11 protein-coding genes are annotated in these 17,063 nt (G+C 70.0%); 7 read left to right on the top strand and 4 right to left on the bottom strand.

Going from position 1 to position 17,063, the window contains the following annotated elements:
- Positions 1-61: 61 nt before the first annotated feature.
- Positions 62-934: a hypothetical protein gene (locus tag ACIRD3_RS34190; protein ID WP_402224359.1), complete on the bottom strand. Its 873-nt coding sequence runs from the start codon at positions 932-934 to the stop codon at positions 62-64.
- 139 nt (positions 935-1,073) lie between these two features.
- Between ACIRD3_RS34190 and ACIRD3_RS34185 the strand changes: the two genes are divergently transcribed.
- Positions 1,074-1,460: a DUF6221 family protein gene (locus ACIRD3_RS34185; RefSeq protein ID WP_402224357.1), complete on the top strand. Its 387-nt coding sequence runs from the start codon at positions 1,074-1,076 to the stop codon at positions 1,458-1,460.
- Positions 1,461-1,902: 442 nt separating this feature from the next.
- Here the strand turns inward: ACIRD3_RS34185 and ACIRD3_RS34180 are convergent, their stop codons facing one another.
- Positions 1,903-2,439 (bottom strand): AAA family ATPase, encoded by a 537-nt coding sequence (locus tag ACIRD3_RS34180; RefSeq protein WP_402224355.1) that lies wholly within the window; start codon positions 2,437-2,439, stop codon positions 1,903-1,905.
- Between the two features lie 307 nt (positions 2,440-2,746).
- Here ACIRD3_RS34180 and ACIRD3_RS34175 point away from each other — a divergent pair, with 307 nt between their 5' ends.
- Positions 2,747-3,226 (top strand): very short patch repair endonuclease, encoded by a 480-nt coding sequence (locus ACIRD3_RS34175; protein ID WP_402224353.1) that lies wholly within the window; start codon positions 2,747-2,749, stop codon positions 3,224-3,226.
- Here ACIRD3_RS34175 and ACIRD3_RS34170 read toward each other — a convergent pair.
- Positions 3,219-4,556: a DNA cytosine methyltransferase gene (locus ACIRD3_RS34170; RefSeq protein ID WP_402224350.1), complete on the bottom strand. Its 1,338-nt coding sequence runs from the start codon at positions 4,554-4,556 to the stop codon at positions 3,219-3,221. The two genes, ACIRD3_RS34175 and ACIRD3_RS34170, sit on opposite strands and share 8 nt — an antisense overlap.
- A 430-nt stretch (positions 4,557-4,986) precedes the next feature.
- On the opposite strand from ACIRD3_RS34170, the gene ACIRD3_RS34165 reads away from it, so the two are divergent.
- From ACIRD3_RS34165 to ACIRD3_RS34150, 4 genes are all read left to right on the top strand, one after another.
- Positions 4,987-6,399: a PIN-like domain-containing protein gene (locus ACIRD3_RS34165; RefSeq protein ID WP_402224347.1), complete on the top strand. Its 1,413-nt coding sequence runs from the start codon at positions 4,987-4,989 to the stop codon at positions 6,397-6,399.
- 95 nt (positions 6,400-6,494) lie between these two features.
- Positions 6,495-9,020 (top strand): ATP-binding protein, encoded by a 2,526-nt coding sequence (locus ACIRD3_RS34160; protein WP_402224344.1) that lies wholly within the window; start codon positions 6,495-6,497, stop codon positions 9,018-9,020.
- Positions 9,017-10,786: a DEAD/DEAH box helicase family protein gene (locus ACIRD3_RS34155; protein WP_402224341.1), complete on the top strand. Its 1,770-nt coding sequence runs from the start codon at positions 9,017-9,019 to the stop codon at positions 10,784-10,786. The genes ACIRD3_RS34160 and ACIRD3_RS34155 overlap by 4 nt, the downstream gene beginning before the upstream one ends.
- Positions 10,787-10,798: 12 nt before the next feature.
- The gene (locus tag ACIRD3_RS34150) at positions 10,799-11,407 is read left to right on the top strand and encodes a hypothetical protein (protein WP_402224338.1); all 609 of its coding nucleotides are present in this window, start codon (positions 10,799-10,801) and stop codon (positions 11,405-11,407) included.
- Positions 11,408-11,493: 86 nt separating this feature from the next.
- Here the strand turns inward: ACIRD3_RS34150 and ACIRD3_RS34145 are convergent, their stop codons facing one another.
- Entirely contained in the window at positions 11,494-12,363 is an 870-nt protein-coding gene (locus ACIRD3_RS34145; RefSeq protein WP_402224337.1) for a hypothetical protein, read from the bottom strand.
- A 112-nt stretch (positions 12,364-12,475) separates the two neighbouring features.
- On the opposite strand from ACIRD3_RS34145, the gene ACIRD3_RS34140 reads away from it, so the two are divergent.
- Positions 12,476-16,975: an AAA family ATPase gene (locus ACIRD3_RS34140; RefSeq protein ID WP_402224335.1), complete on the top strand. Its 4,500-nt coding sequence runs from the start codon at positions 12,476-12,478 to the stop codon at positions 16,973-16,975.
- The last annotated feature ends 88 nt before the right edge of the window (positions 16,976-17,063 follow it).

Here is a 17,063-nt window from a genome sequence, read left to right as displayed (position 1 = left end):
TAGTGGCCGAGGCTGGGGGTGGTGGTGTGGGTGTGCCTGGTGGATTGCTCCCTGTGCTCCGTTAGCTGTTCAGGGAACTGCCCAGAGCCCGCGCGAGGAGACCACCCTGGGCCCGAGTGATGTTCAGTGCCGACAGGATGGCGGATTCTGGCTCACCGGCCGCGGTGGGATCCGGCCCGCCGCTGAGTGGTGATCCGGCGACACCCACCTGCCACGAAGCACAACGCCTCCCCTCCAAAAGGCGCTCTGCGGTTTCCTGGGCGATGTCACTCGGCACCCCGACAGCAACGAGTGCGCCGTGAACGACTGCTGTCGCGTCTGCCGGAAGTTCCGCCTCGACAAGAACCGGCAGCAGGAGCAGCAGACGACAGGCTGGATCCTGTACGCCGACTGCCACCTGCTCGGGAGTGCCGGAGATATAAGTGAGGTCGCGCCATGAGAAGCCCGGGCCCGACCAGTCCCCGTCGAAGCTCGCGACGACCTCCGCCCGACTCCATGCCGGATGGATGAGCAGGTAGTCGATTCCGTAGTCCCCGACGAAATTCCGGTAGACGATCAGGAACGTGTGGCCGGCATCGAACGGGATTCGGAATACCGGCCAGCTGCGGTCATCGAAGAGGACCTCGGAGAGCGCGTCGGTGTCAGCACTGTCGTCACCAAACCACTCCGGATCCCACCGCTCCCCCTCAAACGTGAGGCTGCACATAGCGAGAAGGTGGTTGGCCCAGAACCCGCCACGGTCCAGCAACGGCTCACCCGGCACCAACGGGCCGTGATCGTTTCCCCTGATCAGCACGGGATCAGGATGACAGGTCGTGCTGACAGCCAGCCCGGACGGCGAGGATTCCATTCCATTACGCGACAGGATGAGCCGCCCGGAGGCCGACTTCGGCCGGACGCCGAGGGCTCGTTGATCCGTGGAGACCAGACTCACCCGGACACCTATGCGTGGATGTCCGGGTGAAGCTGTCCCGCTCCTGGTCAGCGCTTCGTCACCGGACATCATCATCCGGACAGGACAGGTGTGGGCGACTTCGTGGACGCAACCGGCAGCCGACCGGCAGGATCCGTCCATGACCACGGACGACCACAGCGCCAAGAGGCCGGCCCCGCTTGTGGCGGCCTTCCTCAGGGCACGGCTCCAGGACGACTGGGATCACGCCCGTGACGCCATGATGAGCAGCGGGCACTGGACAGCCGAAAGAACGGTCGTTGTCCTGGACACGGGCGCTGAGATCGCGGACGCCTTCCTCGGCCCCGCGGACCACATCGCCCGTTTCGACCCAGCGCGCGTCATGGCGGAGGTCGACGCCAAGCGGGCCATCGTGGACGCCTACGACCGGTCGCCAGGGAACGACGGTACAACGGTGGCCTGCCACGAGGGGCTGCACACTGCTGTCCTCCTGCTCGCATCCGTGTACGCCGATCATGCCGACTACCGCGACGAGTGGCGCCCCTGATGGCCATCGGCGATTACGGGACAGGCCTTACTGGGCGAGTAAGGCCAGGAGCCGGGCGAGGACGGGCCGGTACGTGGAATAGCCCCGCGGGCCGGTCGGGAACGGTCTTGGAGGCTGCCAGGAACACCGGATATCCCGCGAGGCAGCCAGCCCGACGACGACCGTGGGCACCCGTCAGAACGTTGCCCTGCCCGACGACAACGACGACCAGGGCGGTGCCGTCGAACCGGCCGAGCCGTCCTCGCCGGGACGGACTGCGTTCCCGTGCGGCGCAGCCTGCCGAACGGCTCGACCATTGCCCTGCGCTCGGACGTCCTCCGCGTGCGGCGCTCTTAAAGTCCCCACTGCCGATCAGCTTCAGTGGCTGCTGCGCACAGGGCGGCGTCGGCCGAGCCGTTCCCAACGCGTATCCCGCGAGCGGCGTTCCGGTCGGAGTGCGCGGTCAGGGGCGGGGAGTCCAGCCGGTTGGGGTGAGGGCGGTGTCGATGAGGATCCGCTGGACGGTCTCGTCGAGGGTGCTGTGCCGGCTGATGACGTGTTCGATGCCGTGGGGGAGGAGGTCGTGAGCCCGGTACCACCCGGCCATGTCGTCGCGGGAGAACTCGGCGGCCTGGGGGCGGGTGGCGTGCCGGCGTACGGTCTCGTCGAAGTCGACGTCGAGGTAGTAGAGGTGGTTGCGCCCGCGGTGGTCGGCGGTGAGCCGGGCCAGCATCCCCCCGTAGCGCTCGGCGTCGAGGATGCCCTCGACGACAACGTGGAAGCCGTGGTCGAGAGCGTGGCGCGCCACCAGGTCGATAAGCCCGATGTTTGCTCCTCCCGGGACGTCGCGCTCGCGCAGTACGGTGCGCCGCAGCAGGTCCTGGGCGACGACGGCGATGCCGCGCCCGTAGGCGGCGCGCAGCCGTGCGGCGACGCTCGACTTCCCCGCGCCGCTCGGGCCGCGTACCACCACCAGCACCGTGTCGGGACTTCCTGTCATGCCAGAGCCCATCCCCACCGGGCTGTCTCCTATGCCGGCATGGGCGGGCTGGAGCCAGGAAGCCGTGGCCGCCAGGACGATCCCACCCGCGCACGGTGCGGCGTCGATAGCACTCCGAGTGTGGTCACGGCACGGAGCCCGGCGCGCCCGCGCCCTCAGCGCCGCGCAGCCTTCTGAACAGGCAGGACATCGAAGTCGTGGCGGAGTACTAGGCTGGCTACCGCCCGATTGGGGAACAGCAGCGAGGACTTTCCGGCGTCCGTCGGCGGCGGACGCCCGGTCCTCCCGAGCAACAGGAGCCTGTGTCGTGGCCACTGGCACACCGGGGGAGACACCGCAGGAGTGGGCCCCGCCGCCCGGGTCCTGGGCGTCGTCAGCGGCCAACCGGCGGAGCATGCTGGGCAACCGCAGCCGGGACACCCAGCCGGAGCTGGCGCTCCGCCGTCTCGTCCACGCCGCGGGGCTCCGGTACCGCGTGGCTGCGAAGCCCCTGCAGGGCATGCGCCGCAGTGCCGACCTGGTGTTCCGGCAGACCCGGGTCGCAGTGTTCGTCGACGGCTGCTTCTGGCACGGGTGCCCAGAGCATTTCGTCCCGCCCAAGACGAACCCCGACTACTGGCGGGAGAAGATCGGCCGCAACGTCCAGCGGGACCGTGACACCGACGCCCGGCTCGCGGCCGAGGGCTGGCTCGTACTGCGCTTCTGGGAGCACGAGTCCCCGGCGGCCTGCGCGCCGACGGTGGTGGAGCAGGTCCGGCAGCGGCGCGCAGGCGGTACCGTCAGCTGACCTTCCCCCGGTGCTGGGCGAAGTAGTCGTGGCGGGCGTGGTCCTGCTGGCCGACGAAGGCCTTGAACTCACCGAGCCGGTACACCAGCTCTCCGTTCTTCCGCGCCGTCTTCTCCACATGGAAGTCGCGCTCGATGTGGGCGATGCGCCGCTCGATCTCCGGCGGCGGGAGCTTCTTCGCGCCGGACTTGGCGATGAGGTCGGCCATCTTCTGCGCGGTGAGGGTCTTGACCGGGTGGTGGCGGAGCAGCAGGTAGACCGGGTCGAGTTCCGGGCGCTCCCATTCGACCGAGTCTGGGCGCTCCTCCTCCTTGCGCAGTGCGCTGGCGATCGCCTTGCCGAGCGCCTCCGCGACGGGCGGCGGGAAGGCGTTGCCGATCTGGCGGTAGACCGTGGTCTTACGGCCCTGGAACTCCCAGTGGTACGCCTTGCCGTGCCAGCCCTGGATGCGGGCGACCATGGCGGTGGTGAGCTTCGGGAGGTGGTCGCCGTCCGTGTCGGGGCCTGGAGCGGAGTTGGCGACGCCCATCGCGTCGACCCCCAGTGCACGCCAGGCGGCCTTGGCCCGGGTGGGGCCGAGGTCGGCGCCGCCGTGCTTCTTGGAGCCACCGACGATGGTGGGCGCAATGGCACAAGCCTTCTGGGCCCACGCCTCGACGTGCTGTTCGGCCCAGCCGTTGGCTCCCATGAGGTCCTTGAGCAGCTCGCCCACGGTGGGGGCCGGTTCCTTGGAGGGCTCGGGCCAGTGGAAGTACTTGGCGAACTCCTCCTGCAGGGCGACCAGGACGAACCGCGGCCGGAGCTGGGAGACGCCGAACTGGTGGGCCTCCAGCAGGCGCCACTCTCCGACGTACCCGGCGTTGTGGAGGAGTTCGAGGATGTGCTGGCGGTAGGCGGAGAACCGGTTGCCGCTCAGGCCCTTGACGTTCTCCAGGAGCAGCGCTTTGGGCTGGATGTCCCTGCACAGGTGCACGGCCCAGGCGAAGAGGTCCCGCTCGTCCGTCGCGCCGAGCTGGTTGCCGGCGATGCTGAAGGGCGGGCAGGGGACGCCCCCAGCGAGGAGGTCGACGTCCTTGTGCGCGCTGGGGTCCCAGAGCGACGGGTCGGCGACGTCCCCGACCTTGACGACTTCCTCTGCCTTGAGCACGGCGTCCTCGGGGCTCGCGCCCTCGGCCTCCATGAGCCGGGCGAGGTTGTGGCGGAGGGTTGCGGCGGCGTTCTGGTCGAGCTCCAGGGCGAGCCTGTGCGTGAATCCCGCATTGTGCAGGCCGAGGGACTGTCCGCCCGCGCCGGCGCAGATCTCGACCACCTCAAGGCGCTCAGGTGCCATGAGACCTCCTCTCGGTGGCGCCGCCCTCGAAGCGGACGCCGACGTGTTCCTCTGCCAGTGGCAGCCGCCTGTTCTGCTGCCGCTGCTGGCGGCCGCCTCGCGAGCATGTGCCCGGTATCCGGGCCGGATGTGCTTGCAGGCTTGCCTGTGACAGGTGGCACCAGCAGAACCTGAAGAGTAGGCGACACCTGTGACACAGCCCAAAACGCCGCACTCCGGCGTCCCGGGTCACTGCTCGTCTCCGGGCAGGGGGGCGCCGCCCCGGTCCGGTGCTCCTGGGCGAGGTCGCACCGGGCACAGAGGACCCGCTGTACGGGGAGCGGGAGGGCTCAGGACCGTGGGGGCGACTGCGCTCCGTAATTGTGCCTTGACGGGTTCCACTTGCCTCGACAGGATGGTGAGCCCGCAGCTGGGGAGGGAGCAAGGAAGCGTGGGCCAGGCAGACCTGCCGATGGTGGAGCAGTTCCGATCCTGGATCCTCCCCGACAGCGGTGTGGCAGCAGCCGACCGGAAGGCGTTCTTCGAGGACGCCCTCGTCGTGCTCGACACCAACGTGCTCCTCAGCCTGTACGAGTACAACCCTGCCGTGCGCAACCAGGTCCTGTCGCTCCTGGCGCAGATTTCCGGGAGCCTCTGGCTTCCGTACCAGGTCGGGCAGGAGTTTGTGCGGGGCCGGCGCCGTGTGATCATCGAGCGCAGCAAGGAGCTCGGCGACGCCCCGGCCGTGATCGACCGGCACCTGCAGCAGGCCTGCAAATCGGTGCTGGCCGCCAGCGCGCACGTGAAGCGGCTTCTGAAGAAGTACGCCAATGACGACGCGGCGCAGAGCGGTCTGGACGAGACGATCAACCAGGCGTCCGTCAAGGCCCTGCTGGCCGAGTGGCAGGACCTCCTGAAGGACCACGCCAAGCAGCTGAAGTCCGGCCACGACCTCCTGCCTGCTGCTGTCGAGTCCGACGATCCCGTCCTGCCGGAGGTAGCGGCGCTTTTCGGGGACCGCCTCGCCCCGCCGACCGAGTATGCGGTGGTGCAGCGCAGGCTGGAGGAGGCCCTGTCCTTCCGGTTCCCGAACGAGATCCCTCCTGGATTCGCTGACGACGGGAAGGGCAAGCCCCTGGACCGGGTCGGCGACTACCTCGTCTGGGCCGAGATCCTGGACAGGGCGGCTGACCCGGCAGTGAAACGGGTCCTGCTCGTGTCCGCTGATTCGAAGAAGGACTGGTACGAGGAGCTCGACGGCAAGGGCGGGAAGCGCCCGTGGCCGCAGCTCTTCGAGGAGCTGCGGCAGCGGACGGGCGCCGAGCTGCGCATCGAGCAGCCGGGGCAGTTCTTCCAGGGCATCGAGGAGTTCCTCGCACCGGGCACCGAGCTCACCACCGCCGCCTACGACGAGATCGACCGGGCGGCGGGGGCGGTGGCGCAGCGCGGCGCCGAGGAGGACTTCTCGGTGACGGACGACAACGCCCATGTCATCGCGCCGCCGGACGGGCTGGCGCTGGAGGCCTACCGTGCGGCGGGCCTCACGACCCGTACGGTGAGGCAGCTCGCGGAGTCGGAGCGGCGCCGGCACTTCCAGTGGTGGCTGATCGGAGTGACGGCCGAGCTCGGATTCCGTGTGCCTGACGACGACGAGCCCCTCGTGGAGCTCTGCGCAGCAGTCCGGTCGGAGACCAGGCCCGCTCCGGAGTGGTATCCCGGGTCCGCCCTCGCCCAGGGCGAGTGGCCGTACCGCAGCGACACCTGGGTGGCGCCCTGGTTCGTCCAGCTGGTGCAGGACGCCGGCGAGACCGACCGGCTGCCGCTGCAGAGGCTGGCCGCGCGCCAGGTGCAGCCGAAGGCCTGACCGCCGGTGCTCGTGCGGACGGCCCGTTGAGGGCCGGTGCGCTCGCGAGGAGGCGGACCCACTACTCGGATTTTGGACACGGAGCCGACCAGAAGATGGCGCACAAGCCGATCGACATCACCCCCGACCCCAAGGTGCTCGTGGCGCTCACGCGCACCCCGATCCTTCCGATCGACGCGCTCAGCGAGCTCATCGACAATGCCGTCGACTCCTTCCGGACCGCTGCCACCTCGGGAGCCCCCTCGGCGGTCCGCCAGGTGATCATCGAGGTTCCGGGATCCGCCGAGGTCGCGCGGGGTGAGGGGGTGGTCCGCGTCCGCGACACCGGGCCGGGCCTCACCGAGGGGCAGATCGCCGATTCGATGCGGGCCGGCTACACCTCCAAGAACCACTTCGACACCCTGGGCCTGTTCGGCATGGGATTCAACATCGCCACCGGGAAGCTCGGCCGCATCACGCGGGTGGTCTCCGCGCGCGAGGAGGACGACCACGCCGTCCAGGTCACGCTCGACCTGCCTGGGCTCATGCAGTCCCAGACCTTCACTGCGCGGGCCGAGCAGATCGAGAAGCCGCAGGGCCTGCGCCATGGCACCGTCGTGGAGGTCCGGAGCTGGTGGCCTGAGGGGGACGCCAACAGCGGCTTCATCCGCGAGCTCGCGAGGATGCCGAAGAAGACGCTGCGCAGCCGGCTGGGGCGGCGGTACGCCACCCTGCTGCGGCCGGGCGCGGCCGAGCCGGTGGTCATCACGGTCAACAACGAGCGCTGCCAGGCCTTCGAGCACTGCGTGTGGTCGCCGGAACGCTTCGTCGAGCGGAAGTCCCACGGCAAGATCCCCGCCCAGATCAGCTTCGACCGGGTTATTAGCAGTGCGAGGCGCTGCCTCCACGACGGCACCGACTTCGGCGAGCACGACGCCTGCCCCCGGTGCGGCGGGACGGAGAGCCGGGAGATAAGGCACCGGGTGCGCGGCTGGGTGGGCATCCAGCGCTTCGACGACCAGAACGACTTCGGGATCGACCTGATCCGCAACGGGCGGGCCATCCGCCAGGCGGAGAAGGCGGCGTTCTTCGAGTTCGCCGACGAGACCACCGGGCGCGTCGAGCGCGAGTACCCGGTGGACCAGCAGTACGGCCGGATCGTCGGCGAGGTCCACCTCGACCAGGTGCCGGTCGACTTCCAGAAGCAGCACTTCCAGCTGGCCTCCGACGAGTGGCAGGAGGCCATCGGCTTCCTGCGCGGGGGTTCGCTGCTGCCCAACAACTGGACCGACGGCGAGGTGAACGACTCGCCGGTGTCGCTGCTCTTCCAGGGGTACCGGAAGGTCCGCAACTTCGGCCGCGGCGACATGTACATGGGGAAGTACAACCCGGCCAAGGGCAAGGCCGACCGGATCCCGCGGAGCGTCGAGGAGGAGTACTACCGGCGCTTCCTCAACCGCGAACCCGGCTACTACGACGACGCGAAGTGGTGGGAGCTCGTCGAGACGGCCGCAGAGCCTCCGATCCAGGTGCTCCCCGAGTGCCCGGAGTGCGGCTTCCAGAACACGCCGACGGCCGAGGAGTGCGGAGGCTGCGGAGAGGTGCTCGACGGGAAGCCGTGCCTGGACGCGGGGTGCGGCAAGCAGATCCTGCGCTCCGCGACGGTCTGCCCGCATTGCGGCATGTCCCAGGTGCCCAGGGTCCAGCTGCCCTGGAAGTGCACGTTCTGCGCCCAGGAGAACAAGGCGGGGACGGAGCGCTGCGAGCAGTGCGGGCACGTCAAGGACGCGCCGCACCCGGCCAGCCCCGCTGCCCTGGGCTCCGCGTCCGCGGACGTCGAGGAGCTCAGCGCGGAGCAGCTCGCCGTCGTGCTGGCGGACGGGAAGCCGAGCAGCCCGCTGGACGTCCGGGTCCGTGCGACGCACCGGCCGATCCTCCCGGCCTTCGGGCAGTCGGCGGTGCCGCTCGTCACCAGTGCGGACACCCGGCAGATCACCGTCTACATCGACCCCACCCACCCCGTGTTCACGGCGATGGGGCTGCGGCCGGAGTTCCTGGTCGCGACCGAGGTCGCCCAGTTCCTCCACTCCCTCCACCGCAACCTCCAGGGCCGGCCCGGGCACACGGCCGCCGTACTGACCGCTGAAGTCCTCAAGAAGGGCTGGGGCGATGCGGTGACGGACAGCGCCGACGGCGTCCGGAACGACATCAAGTCGCTGTTCGACCAGATCACGGAGCGGATCCTCAGGGCGCCGCACGCGGACCGCTTCTACGACGAGCTCGACGAGGCGCAGCAGCTCGCGCTCGCCGAGTCGATGATCAAATCCGGTGCCGACCTCGCGGAGCTCGGACGCCTCAAGTCCACCGGCGGCTACCTCCGCTACTGCGACCGCGACACGGTCAGCGCCTTCTTCGGCCGCCACCCCGAGGGCTGGTTCAACGGCCTGGTCTGGGAGGACCCGTGGCCCAGCGAGAACGAGGCGGGCCCCCTGATCGCACGGAAGCTCCAGGAGGACCTCCGGGTCAAGTACCTGCGCTGCCTCGAGGACTGCGCCTCCTACCTCCGCTACGACCAGCCCGAACGGCTCATCGTCGTCCGTGCGCGGGCCGCCGTCGACTTCCTGGCCGGGAAGCTCGCATGACCCAGCGCATCGTCACCGACCTCAACCTGGCCGGGACGGGCTGGCAGTCCTTCGAGCGGACCGTGCAGCGCCTCGTCATGGCGCGCGGGTACACCGGGGTGCAGCTGGCAGGAGCCTCCGGCGACGGCGGAGCGGACGTCATCGGCAGCCTCAACGGGCGACGCTGGCTGTTCCAGATGAAGCGGTGGCGGTCCCCGGTAGGGCCCGAGGTCATCGCACAGACTGTCGACGCCTGCCGGCGCTACGACGCGCAGATCCCGGTCGTCGTCAGCCTGAACGGGTTCGAGGCCTCCGTCCGGGCCCAGCAGGAGCAGCTCGCGGCCAGGGGGATCCCCCTGCAGCTGTGGGACCGGCGCACGCTCCGCAAGCAGGCGGAGCGCGTCCCGGACACGCCGCCGGCGTTGCAGGACCCGGACCGCTTCCAGCTCCGCCCCTACCAGGAGCGCGCGGTGGACGGGCTGATGAACGAGCTGGTGAACGGTGCCCGCAGCGCACTCGTCGTCCTCGCGACCGGACTCGGCAAGACCTTCGTGGCCGCCGAGTTCCACCGGCGCGCCCGCGCCCTGCGGCCCGGGGCGAAGACCCTCGTCCTCGCCCACCGGAACGAGCTCGTCTACCAGCTCGAGCGCGCGTTCTGGCCCCTGCTGCCCGCTTCTGCGGCGACCGGGGTGTGGAACGGCTACGAGCGCCCGGACAAGGATGCGCTCAACGACCTGGACGTCGTGTTCGCCTGCGTGGACAGCGTCGCCACCGCCGTCGAGGCCGGGCGCGACCTGCCGGAGTTCGGCCTGGTCGTCGTCGACGAGTGCCACCACCTCGGAACCACCGCCTACAACGCCGTGCTCGGCGAGCTGTCGGCCGCCGACGGCGGCGCGTTCCTCCTCGGGATGACCGCGACCCCCTGGCGGCCCGACGGGAAGTCCCTGCACACCTGGTTCGACTTCCCCGTCGTGGACATCGACATGGTGCGCGGACTGCGCGAGGGGTACCTCGCCAATGTCGACTACCGGATGTTCACCGACAACATCGACTGGGACGCTCTGGCAGCCGGGCTCGCCGAGACCGCCCCCGCGCTCACACCCCGGGGGATCAACCGGACCGTCTTCATCGACGAGTGGGACGACGCAGTCGTCGACCGCCTCGCCGAGGCATGGGCCGAGCAGAAGAGCCCGAGGGGCATCGTCTTCTGCGGGACCATCGACCACGCGGAGCGGATGGCAGGCCGGATCAACGCGCTCGGGTTCACCAGCGCCGAGGTGATCGCCTCGCGCACGGGAGACGGCAGGGCGGTGGACGCAGCCACCCGCAACCGCCTCCTGTGGGACTTCGCCGACGGCCGCACCGGCATCCTCTGCGCGGTCGACGTCCTCAACGAGGGCGTCGACGTCCCGGACGTCAACATCGTGGTCTTCCAGCGGGTCACCCACAGCCGCCGGATCTTCGTCCAGCAGCTCGGCCGAGGCCTGCGCCTGGCCCCCGGCAAGGAGAAGGTCGTCGTCCTCGACTTCGTCTCCGACATCCGCCGCTTCGCCGCGGGCCTGAGCCTCCAGGACTCGCTCAGCACCCGGGGCGGCGCTGCCCGCGACCCCCGGGTGACGATCGGCAGCGAGGTCAGGTTCATGCGGGCCAACCGCGCGGACCAGGAGGGCGAGCAGTTCCTCCGCGAATGGCTCGACGACCTCGAAGCGGTCGAGGACGCCGGAGAGGACGTGCACATCCTCCGCTACCCACCCGACAGCTCGATCACGGCTGCGGCGAAACGATAGGACTCCCTGAACATGGCCGACCACCCCACCGACCCCGCCGCCGACTGGCACCGGCTCAAGCCGGACACCGCCCTCGCGGTCGCGGGCGTCCTCGACCTGCTGAAGAAGGACGGTGCTGACGCAGACGCCCAGAACCTCCTCGACGCCTACCTCTATGCCAAGCGCCTGCTGGCCGAGTCCATGCAGGCCCTCGTACGGACCGACCTGCCCGCAGAGTGCGACACCTTCAGGGACCTCCGTGCTCAACTCGCCGAGCGGATGGCCGAGGAGTACGGAGAGCGGATCCCGGAGCGCTACCTCACCGTGCCCTACGGCAGCCGTACCCACGAGCAGCTGTTCTCCATGCTCCTGCGCAGGCTCGGGCAGCCGGTGAGTGCGGCCCTCCTGCGCGTGGTCACCAGGGACTCCGTCCACACGGAGCGCCGCACCCGGGAACTGCGGGAGCTGGGCCTCGACATCGCGACCAGCCATGAGGGCGGCAGCGAGGTCTACACCCTGAGGTCGCTCGAGCTCGACACCTCGCTGATCCCCACGATCATCAAGAACAACCTCCGGGACAAGAAGGCGTCCGAGCAGGAGAAGGAGGCGGTAGCCGCCGTCCTCGCGGAGCACGCCGGCTGATCTGCGTCCGACGCGTATCCCCGCGCCCTGGTACAGATTCGGACCGTGGCGGGGCGCGGGGTATGCCGCAGGCCGGGCCGTACTCCTCAGGCGGTGCAGCTCTTGAGGATGAGAGCGGCTAGGTCCGGCTTGTCGAGGTAGCGGTGGACGTCGTGGGAGGAGGGGAAACCGCCGTTGTTCACCTCGATGTCCGTGATGCCGGTGGCGAGCCGGGACAGGCCGGCGCACCCGGTCACGAAGTCCTTCGACGCGTACAGGTTCGTCCACTCCACTCCGGCGGGGACTGCGAGCGGTTCGCCCTCTGAATGGATTCCCTTGCGGCCCGCGAGCCAGCTGAGCGGGGAGCCGCACGTCACCAGCCTTGTCACACCGGGAGCTTCACCGCGGCTGAGCAAGTCGTAGACGACTACACTGCCGAGGGAGTGGGCAATGACCAAACGCGCACCTGTCGCTGCCAGAACCCTGGCGACTTCTGCGCGCACGGCGTAGGCCGTCTCCTCATGACGCAGATAGGTGTAGGCCTCACGGACGAGCCACAGCAGGCGGCTCGTGACTCCTCTGCCCACCTTCCTGTCCACCGCCTGGATCCTGCGCACGATCCGTGGTGTGAGGGGGTTCTCCCCGAGCGTCAGGCCCGCCCCGGGCGAAGCGTCTTCGACAGCCGACGGGGCATAAGCCGCCAGCGCCTCGAGGATGAAGGCCTCTTCCTCCTCGCCGACAGGCCCGTCCTGGGAGGGGGAGCCCGCCTCCGGGCCGCCGAGCCGGATGAACCGGGTAGGCGTCCGGGGGAAGACCGCCTGGTAGGAGGGAACGGTCACAGCGACCCCGGGGGCGGCGGGCGAGACGGCAGCCAGCGCACCGTCGATGCTGGTCTGCCATCTTGAGCTCAGCCCGGTCGTGGTCGCCCCCGACCCCTGCCTGATTCCGTGCACCCCGACGATCTGCAGCGCGCTCATGAATCCCCCCATCCGCTGCCTCAGCAGCCTGTAGACGGCTGATGGTAGCCAGGCTCGCGGCAGCCGGTACAGGCCAGGCTAGGCTGGCAAGGCCAGACAGAGGGGGGCGGGTTTGAGCACGGAGGGACTGGACGGCATCGTCCGCAGGCGGCTGGTTGTCGTCGCGGTCGACAGCTACGAGGACGGGCAGGAAGGCTTCACCGAGGCCGTCGCCGCGCAGGTGGAGCGGATCACCGGATGGCTGGCCGACCCCGCGCTCGGCGACGACCGCCGCTTCGAGGTGGTGAAGGCCGAGCACTCGCCCCGCTCAGTGGACGATCTGCGCGCCTTCCTGCACGGCCAGAAGCTGGCAGCGGCCAGCTACAAGGAGGCGGTGGTGGTGTATATCACCGGCCACGGGCTGCGCCGCAATTCCCCGCGCCACTACCTGACGCTTCCGGCTACGGAGGAGGAACGCCTACTGGCAACCGCGTTCCCGACGAGCGAGCTCATCACCACAGTCCTGGACAGCCAGTCCGAGCACGTCCTGGTGCTCGTCGACTCATGCCACTCCGGAACGCTCCACGCCGAACTCGCAAGCCTGTTCCAGGATTTGTCCGACGAACGCCACAGCCACAAAGGGGCCGCGGTCGTCACCGCCGGCCACCACTACGAGAAGCCCCTGGTGGGTTCCTTCACCCGGCGCGTCGCCCTGGCTTGGGAGCGGATGCGCGACGAGGCCGCCGGCTACACCGGCTCCCACTTGTCGTTCGCGGAGTGGGAGCAGCTCCTGCACCAGGTAGGCCTGGATGAAGACGGTGCGGACAAGGGGCTGGTCAGCGCCGAGTGGGTCGTGCCGAGTTCACGCGGCAGTGCTCCGAGCGCGTGCCTGCCCAATCCGCGTTTCCGGCCGGTGGAGAGCGTGGCCGGCCCCGCGCTGCGCCAGCTCGCACTCGGTTCCGGGCCGCTGGATGAGTTCTGGCTGGAGCGGGCTTCGGGGCGGACAGGAGCTGACGATCCCGGCTGGTACTTCAGCGGGCGTGCTGAGCCGATGGGGCGCATGGTCGCCTTCATCCGGAACGGCACGGGTGTCCTTGTCGTCACCGGAGCTGCCGGGTCCGGGAAGTCCGCCCTTCTGGCGCGTCTGGTGACCCTGGCGGACACCGGGTTCGCAGCCGACCCGAGGTATGCCGACGTGGTGGCAGGCATCCCTGGCGAACTGCGGCCGGACCCGGGAGCGGTCGACGTAGCCGTCCTGGCCCGCAACAAGTCGGCCCGGGTGGTCGTGGAGGAGCTGCTGGCCGCGCTCGGCGGCGCCCCGAGCAACGGCGAGCTCCCGCTGCAGAGCCTGCTCGGCCTCCTGGCCGCGAGGGCCTCCGGCTCCGGTGGACCCGTCAACGTGGTCATCGACGCACTGGATGAGGCCGAGGATCCGCTGGCCTGTGTCGGCGATGTCATCGTCCCGCTGTCCCGGCTCGGGGAGAGGCGGGCCGTCCGGCTCGTGGTAGGTGTCCGCAGCTCGCCCTCGAGCGGTGAGTACGCGTCGGGAGGGGCCCTGAGGGACGAGCGGGCGGACCAGCTGCTGCAGCGGCTGGCCGACGCCCTCCGTACGGAGGGCGTCGCTTCGCAGATCCTGCGTACCGACGGGCCTGACTGCACGAGTGACATCGCCGCGTACACCGCTGCGCTGCTGGGCGCCCCGCAGGCTAGCCCGTACCACGGAGAGCCGGAGGCTGCGGACGCAGCGGCGCTCCACGTCGCTGAGGCGGTCGCTCCCTCCTTCCTCGATGCCCGGATCGCTGCCGAGCAGCTCAGGACGGCCGGTGCCTGCCAGGACCTGGAGGAGACCGGGTGGCTGAAGCGCCTCGCTGACGGCACTACCGGGCTCCTGCGCGAGGACATCCGGGCTGTGGCCTCTGCTGCGGGGGTGGAGAGCAGCCTCCTGGTCGCCGCGCTTCGCGCGACTGCGTTCGCACCAGGGGCCGGGCTGCCGTGGGCTGAGGTCTGGCCCGCGGTCACCGTCGCACTGGCCTCGGAGGCATACGGTCACGGCTTCACGGACGTCGAGGCGGCCGACCATGCCATCCGCATCCTCCGTTCCGGCCGTCTCACCGGGTACCTCGCCAGCGCTGAGGAGGATGGCCGCGCTGTCTACCGGCCTGTCCACCAGCGGCTGACCGACCTCCTCCTGACCGGCTGCACCCGCCTGCTGGAGCCGACAGCTGCGGCTGCTGGCCGGGAGGACCGCGACGATCCGCAGGCGCTCACGGCTGCGCAGGCTGCGATCTCCCGTGCGCTAGCGGGGCTGGTGGAGCGGACTACGCCGCATCTGGCGCATCCGTACGTGCGCAGGCACCTGCTGCACCATGCCGACGCCGGCGGCGTTCTGACCGACTCCGAGGTGCCAGTGGAGCTGCTCGCGCAGGAGTCCTCCGGGACGCTGCGCGCCCGCCTCGCTCTGCCGCTTCCGGCCGGAGACCCCGGGCGGCGGAACCTGACGGCGGCGGCCCTGATCGAGCCGTTCGCCGGTGCGGGCGCGGACTACGCCTCGCGCCTGGGCAGCATTGCCTTCCACCGTGCTGTCCGAGGCCTGGACGGGGAGGGCGGCATTCGGCCCGACGTGCTTGACCGGCTGCCGGTAAAGCCGTTGTGGGGCCGGTGGGCGGCACGTGTGAACGTACTGGCGCCTGCACCGGGGCACACGAAGGCCATGTGCGTGGTGCCGACATCGGACGGGCGCCAACTGGCTGCGCTGGCGGCCGATGCCGGCGGTGTCCGGGTCTGGGACGCGAGGACGGGCAGGCCTGTCGCGGACCTGGCTACCGGGACAGTCCACCGCATGTGCACCATCATGGCCACAGGCGGGCGCACCTTCCTCGTGACAGCGGGACGGTCGGACAGCGGTCAGTACGAGGTGCGGATCTACGACCCGGTCTCCGGACAGCCCATCGCCCAGACGCCGGTCCCGCGGACATACGATGTGCACGTCCTGGCAGACGGCCCGGCTCTGTGGAAACTGCTCGTCCTGACCCGCAAGGGCGCATTCCTGTGGAGGCCGCGGGCTAACAGGCTGTTCGAAGCTCCCGGCTTCCCGGACGGGATCACGCAGAGGTACGGCCAGGTCCAGGAACCCTCCCGGCGACAGCCGTCACTGACAGCAGTGGTCCGCTCCAGGGACGGCAAGGCCGTCGTCGCTGTCTGCTGTGAGGACGGGATCCGTCTGTGGGACCCCGTGTCGGGAACGACCGTGAGCGCTCCCTTCGGAGGCAGCCAGGTCGCCGGACTGGTGGGCGTCACCCGGCTGGAGGGGGACGACCTCCTGATTGCCGAGTCCCCCAATCCCCTGGTACCCCTGCGGGTATGGAATCCCTTCACCTTCGAGCAGGTGGCGTCCAGCCGGGAAGGCGGCAGCACGGCAGTGGCCGGTGCCCGCGGGACGGCGTTCGCCTACGTCGCACGCAACCGCATCGTCCTGCAGAGCCTTGACGAGGGCACAGTCCGCACGTTCGACGCTGAAATCCCGTCCGTAGACGCCCTCGCGGTTGCGGAGGACCCGGCAGGGCCGCGAGTGATGTCGGCCGGCCCGGAAGGCATCCGGGTCTGGGATCCCGGGCTCGGCGGGCCGCTGTACGAGGACGGGCTGGACGAGTCGGCGTACCGGGGCCCCTCGCTGGACAGGCGCCGACGGAGTGCGCCCACCTGGTCTATGTGCAGGTCGTTCCTGCCCGCGGACGGTGAGTCCCCGGGAAGCGACGTCCTCGTCCTCGCGACCCGGAGCGGACTCGACATCCACAGCGCAACGACGGGCCTCCTGCTCAAGCGGATCGGTACGGGTCTTGTCGGGCAGGTCCTGCCGCTCGCCCGTACGGGGGCACGGGTGGCTGTCAGCGACCCGGATGGCAACCTGTCTGTCTGGGACCTCCCGTCGGGACAGAAGGTGATGACGGTCCGGAAGGAGCTGTCCCAGTCCACCCTGTCCTCATGCGTCGCATGGACGGCGGACGGACTGCCGATGTCTGTCTCCCTGGCCGCCACTGGCAGCGGCCCGAACCTCACCACCGTCGTCCTTGACTACGAGAACGGGCAGCCCGTCTTCAGGACGCTCCCGCTCAGCGCCGACACGGGCGGATCAGCCGTCCGCCTCCTGGGAGCCCTGCCCCCTTCCCCGTCCGGTGCTGTCGCTGTCGTGGCAGGGGTCGGCCTGGAGACGGTGCTCATCGATGCCGCCTCCGGGCGGCTTGCCGGCACGCTGTCCGGCTGGGACCACAGGGGCGGCCACGGCAGTGTCCTGTGCACTCTGCCCGGCGGCAGGGGCCTGCTGCTGGCGATGTCCAACGGCACGGACATCGGCGTCTGGGACGTGGCCACCCTGGCGCAGACCACCGTGTGGAAGTCCCCGGACACCTTCGCCATGACGGGCCTGCCCCTCCCCGGCGGCCGGACGCTGCTCGTCTCAGGCGGCACCAGCGGCGTGAGGATCTGGGACCCGCGCACCGGCGATCTCGTCCACACCGTCCTGACAGGTGCCCCTGTCCACGGCATCGCCGTGGACAGGGGCACTGCCGGTCCGGTGATCCATCTCTACGGTCCCGCCGGCCTGGCTACAGTCTCGGTCGACCCCAGGCTGCTGTGACAGGCAGCGAAGGCCCCGCGGGACGTGTCCATCCGGCGCCTGCCGAACCAGTCCGGGCCGCTGGACCGTCCCGGCTCCTGCCGTACAG

Origin of the sequence: Kitasatospora sp. NPDC093550 (assembly GCF_044764985.1) — a bacterium.
Taxonomy (GTDB): Bacteria; Actinomycetota; Actinomycetes; order Streptomycetales; family Streptomycetaceae; genus Kitasatospora.
The sequence above is the reverse complement of the archived record's forward strand: the minus strand, read 5'-3'. Positions and strand labels throughout refer to the sequence as shown.

What these genes read in the sequence shown, in the direction of transcription:
- ACIRD3_RS34180 (WP_402224355.1), bottom strand. Translation starts at nt 2,439, where the DNA reads ATGACAGGAAGTCCCGACACGGTGCTGGTGGTGGTACGCGGCCCGAGC.
- ACIRD3_RS34185 (WP_402224357.1), top strand. Translation starts at nt 1,074, where the DNA reads ATGACCACGGACGACCACAGCGCCAAGAGGCCGGCCCCGCTTGTGGCG.
- ACIRD3_RS34145 (WP_402224337.1), bottom strand. Translation starts at nt 12,363, where the DNA reads ATGAGCGCGCTGCAGATCGTCGGGGTGCACGGAATCAGGCAGGGGTCG.
- ACIRD3_RS34150 (WP_402224338.1), top strand. Translation starts at nt 10,799, where the DNA reads ATGGCCGACCACCCCACCGACCCCGCCGCCGACTGGCACCGGCTCAAG.
- ACIRD3_RS34160 (WP_402224344.1), top strand. Translation starts at nt 6,495, where the DNA reads ATGGCGCACAAGCCGATCGACATCACCCCCGACCCCAAGGTGCTCGTG.
- ACIRD3_RS34155 (WP_402224341.1), top strand. Translation starts at nt 9,017, where the DNA reads ATGACCCAGCGCATCGTCACCGACCTCAACCTGGCCGGGACGGGCTGG.
- ACIRD3_RS34170 (WP_402224350.1), bottom strand. Translation starts at nt 4,556, where the DNA reads ATGGCACCTGAGCGCCTTGAGGTGGTCGAGATCTGCGCCGGCGCGGGC.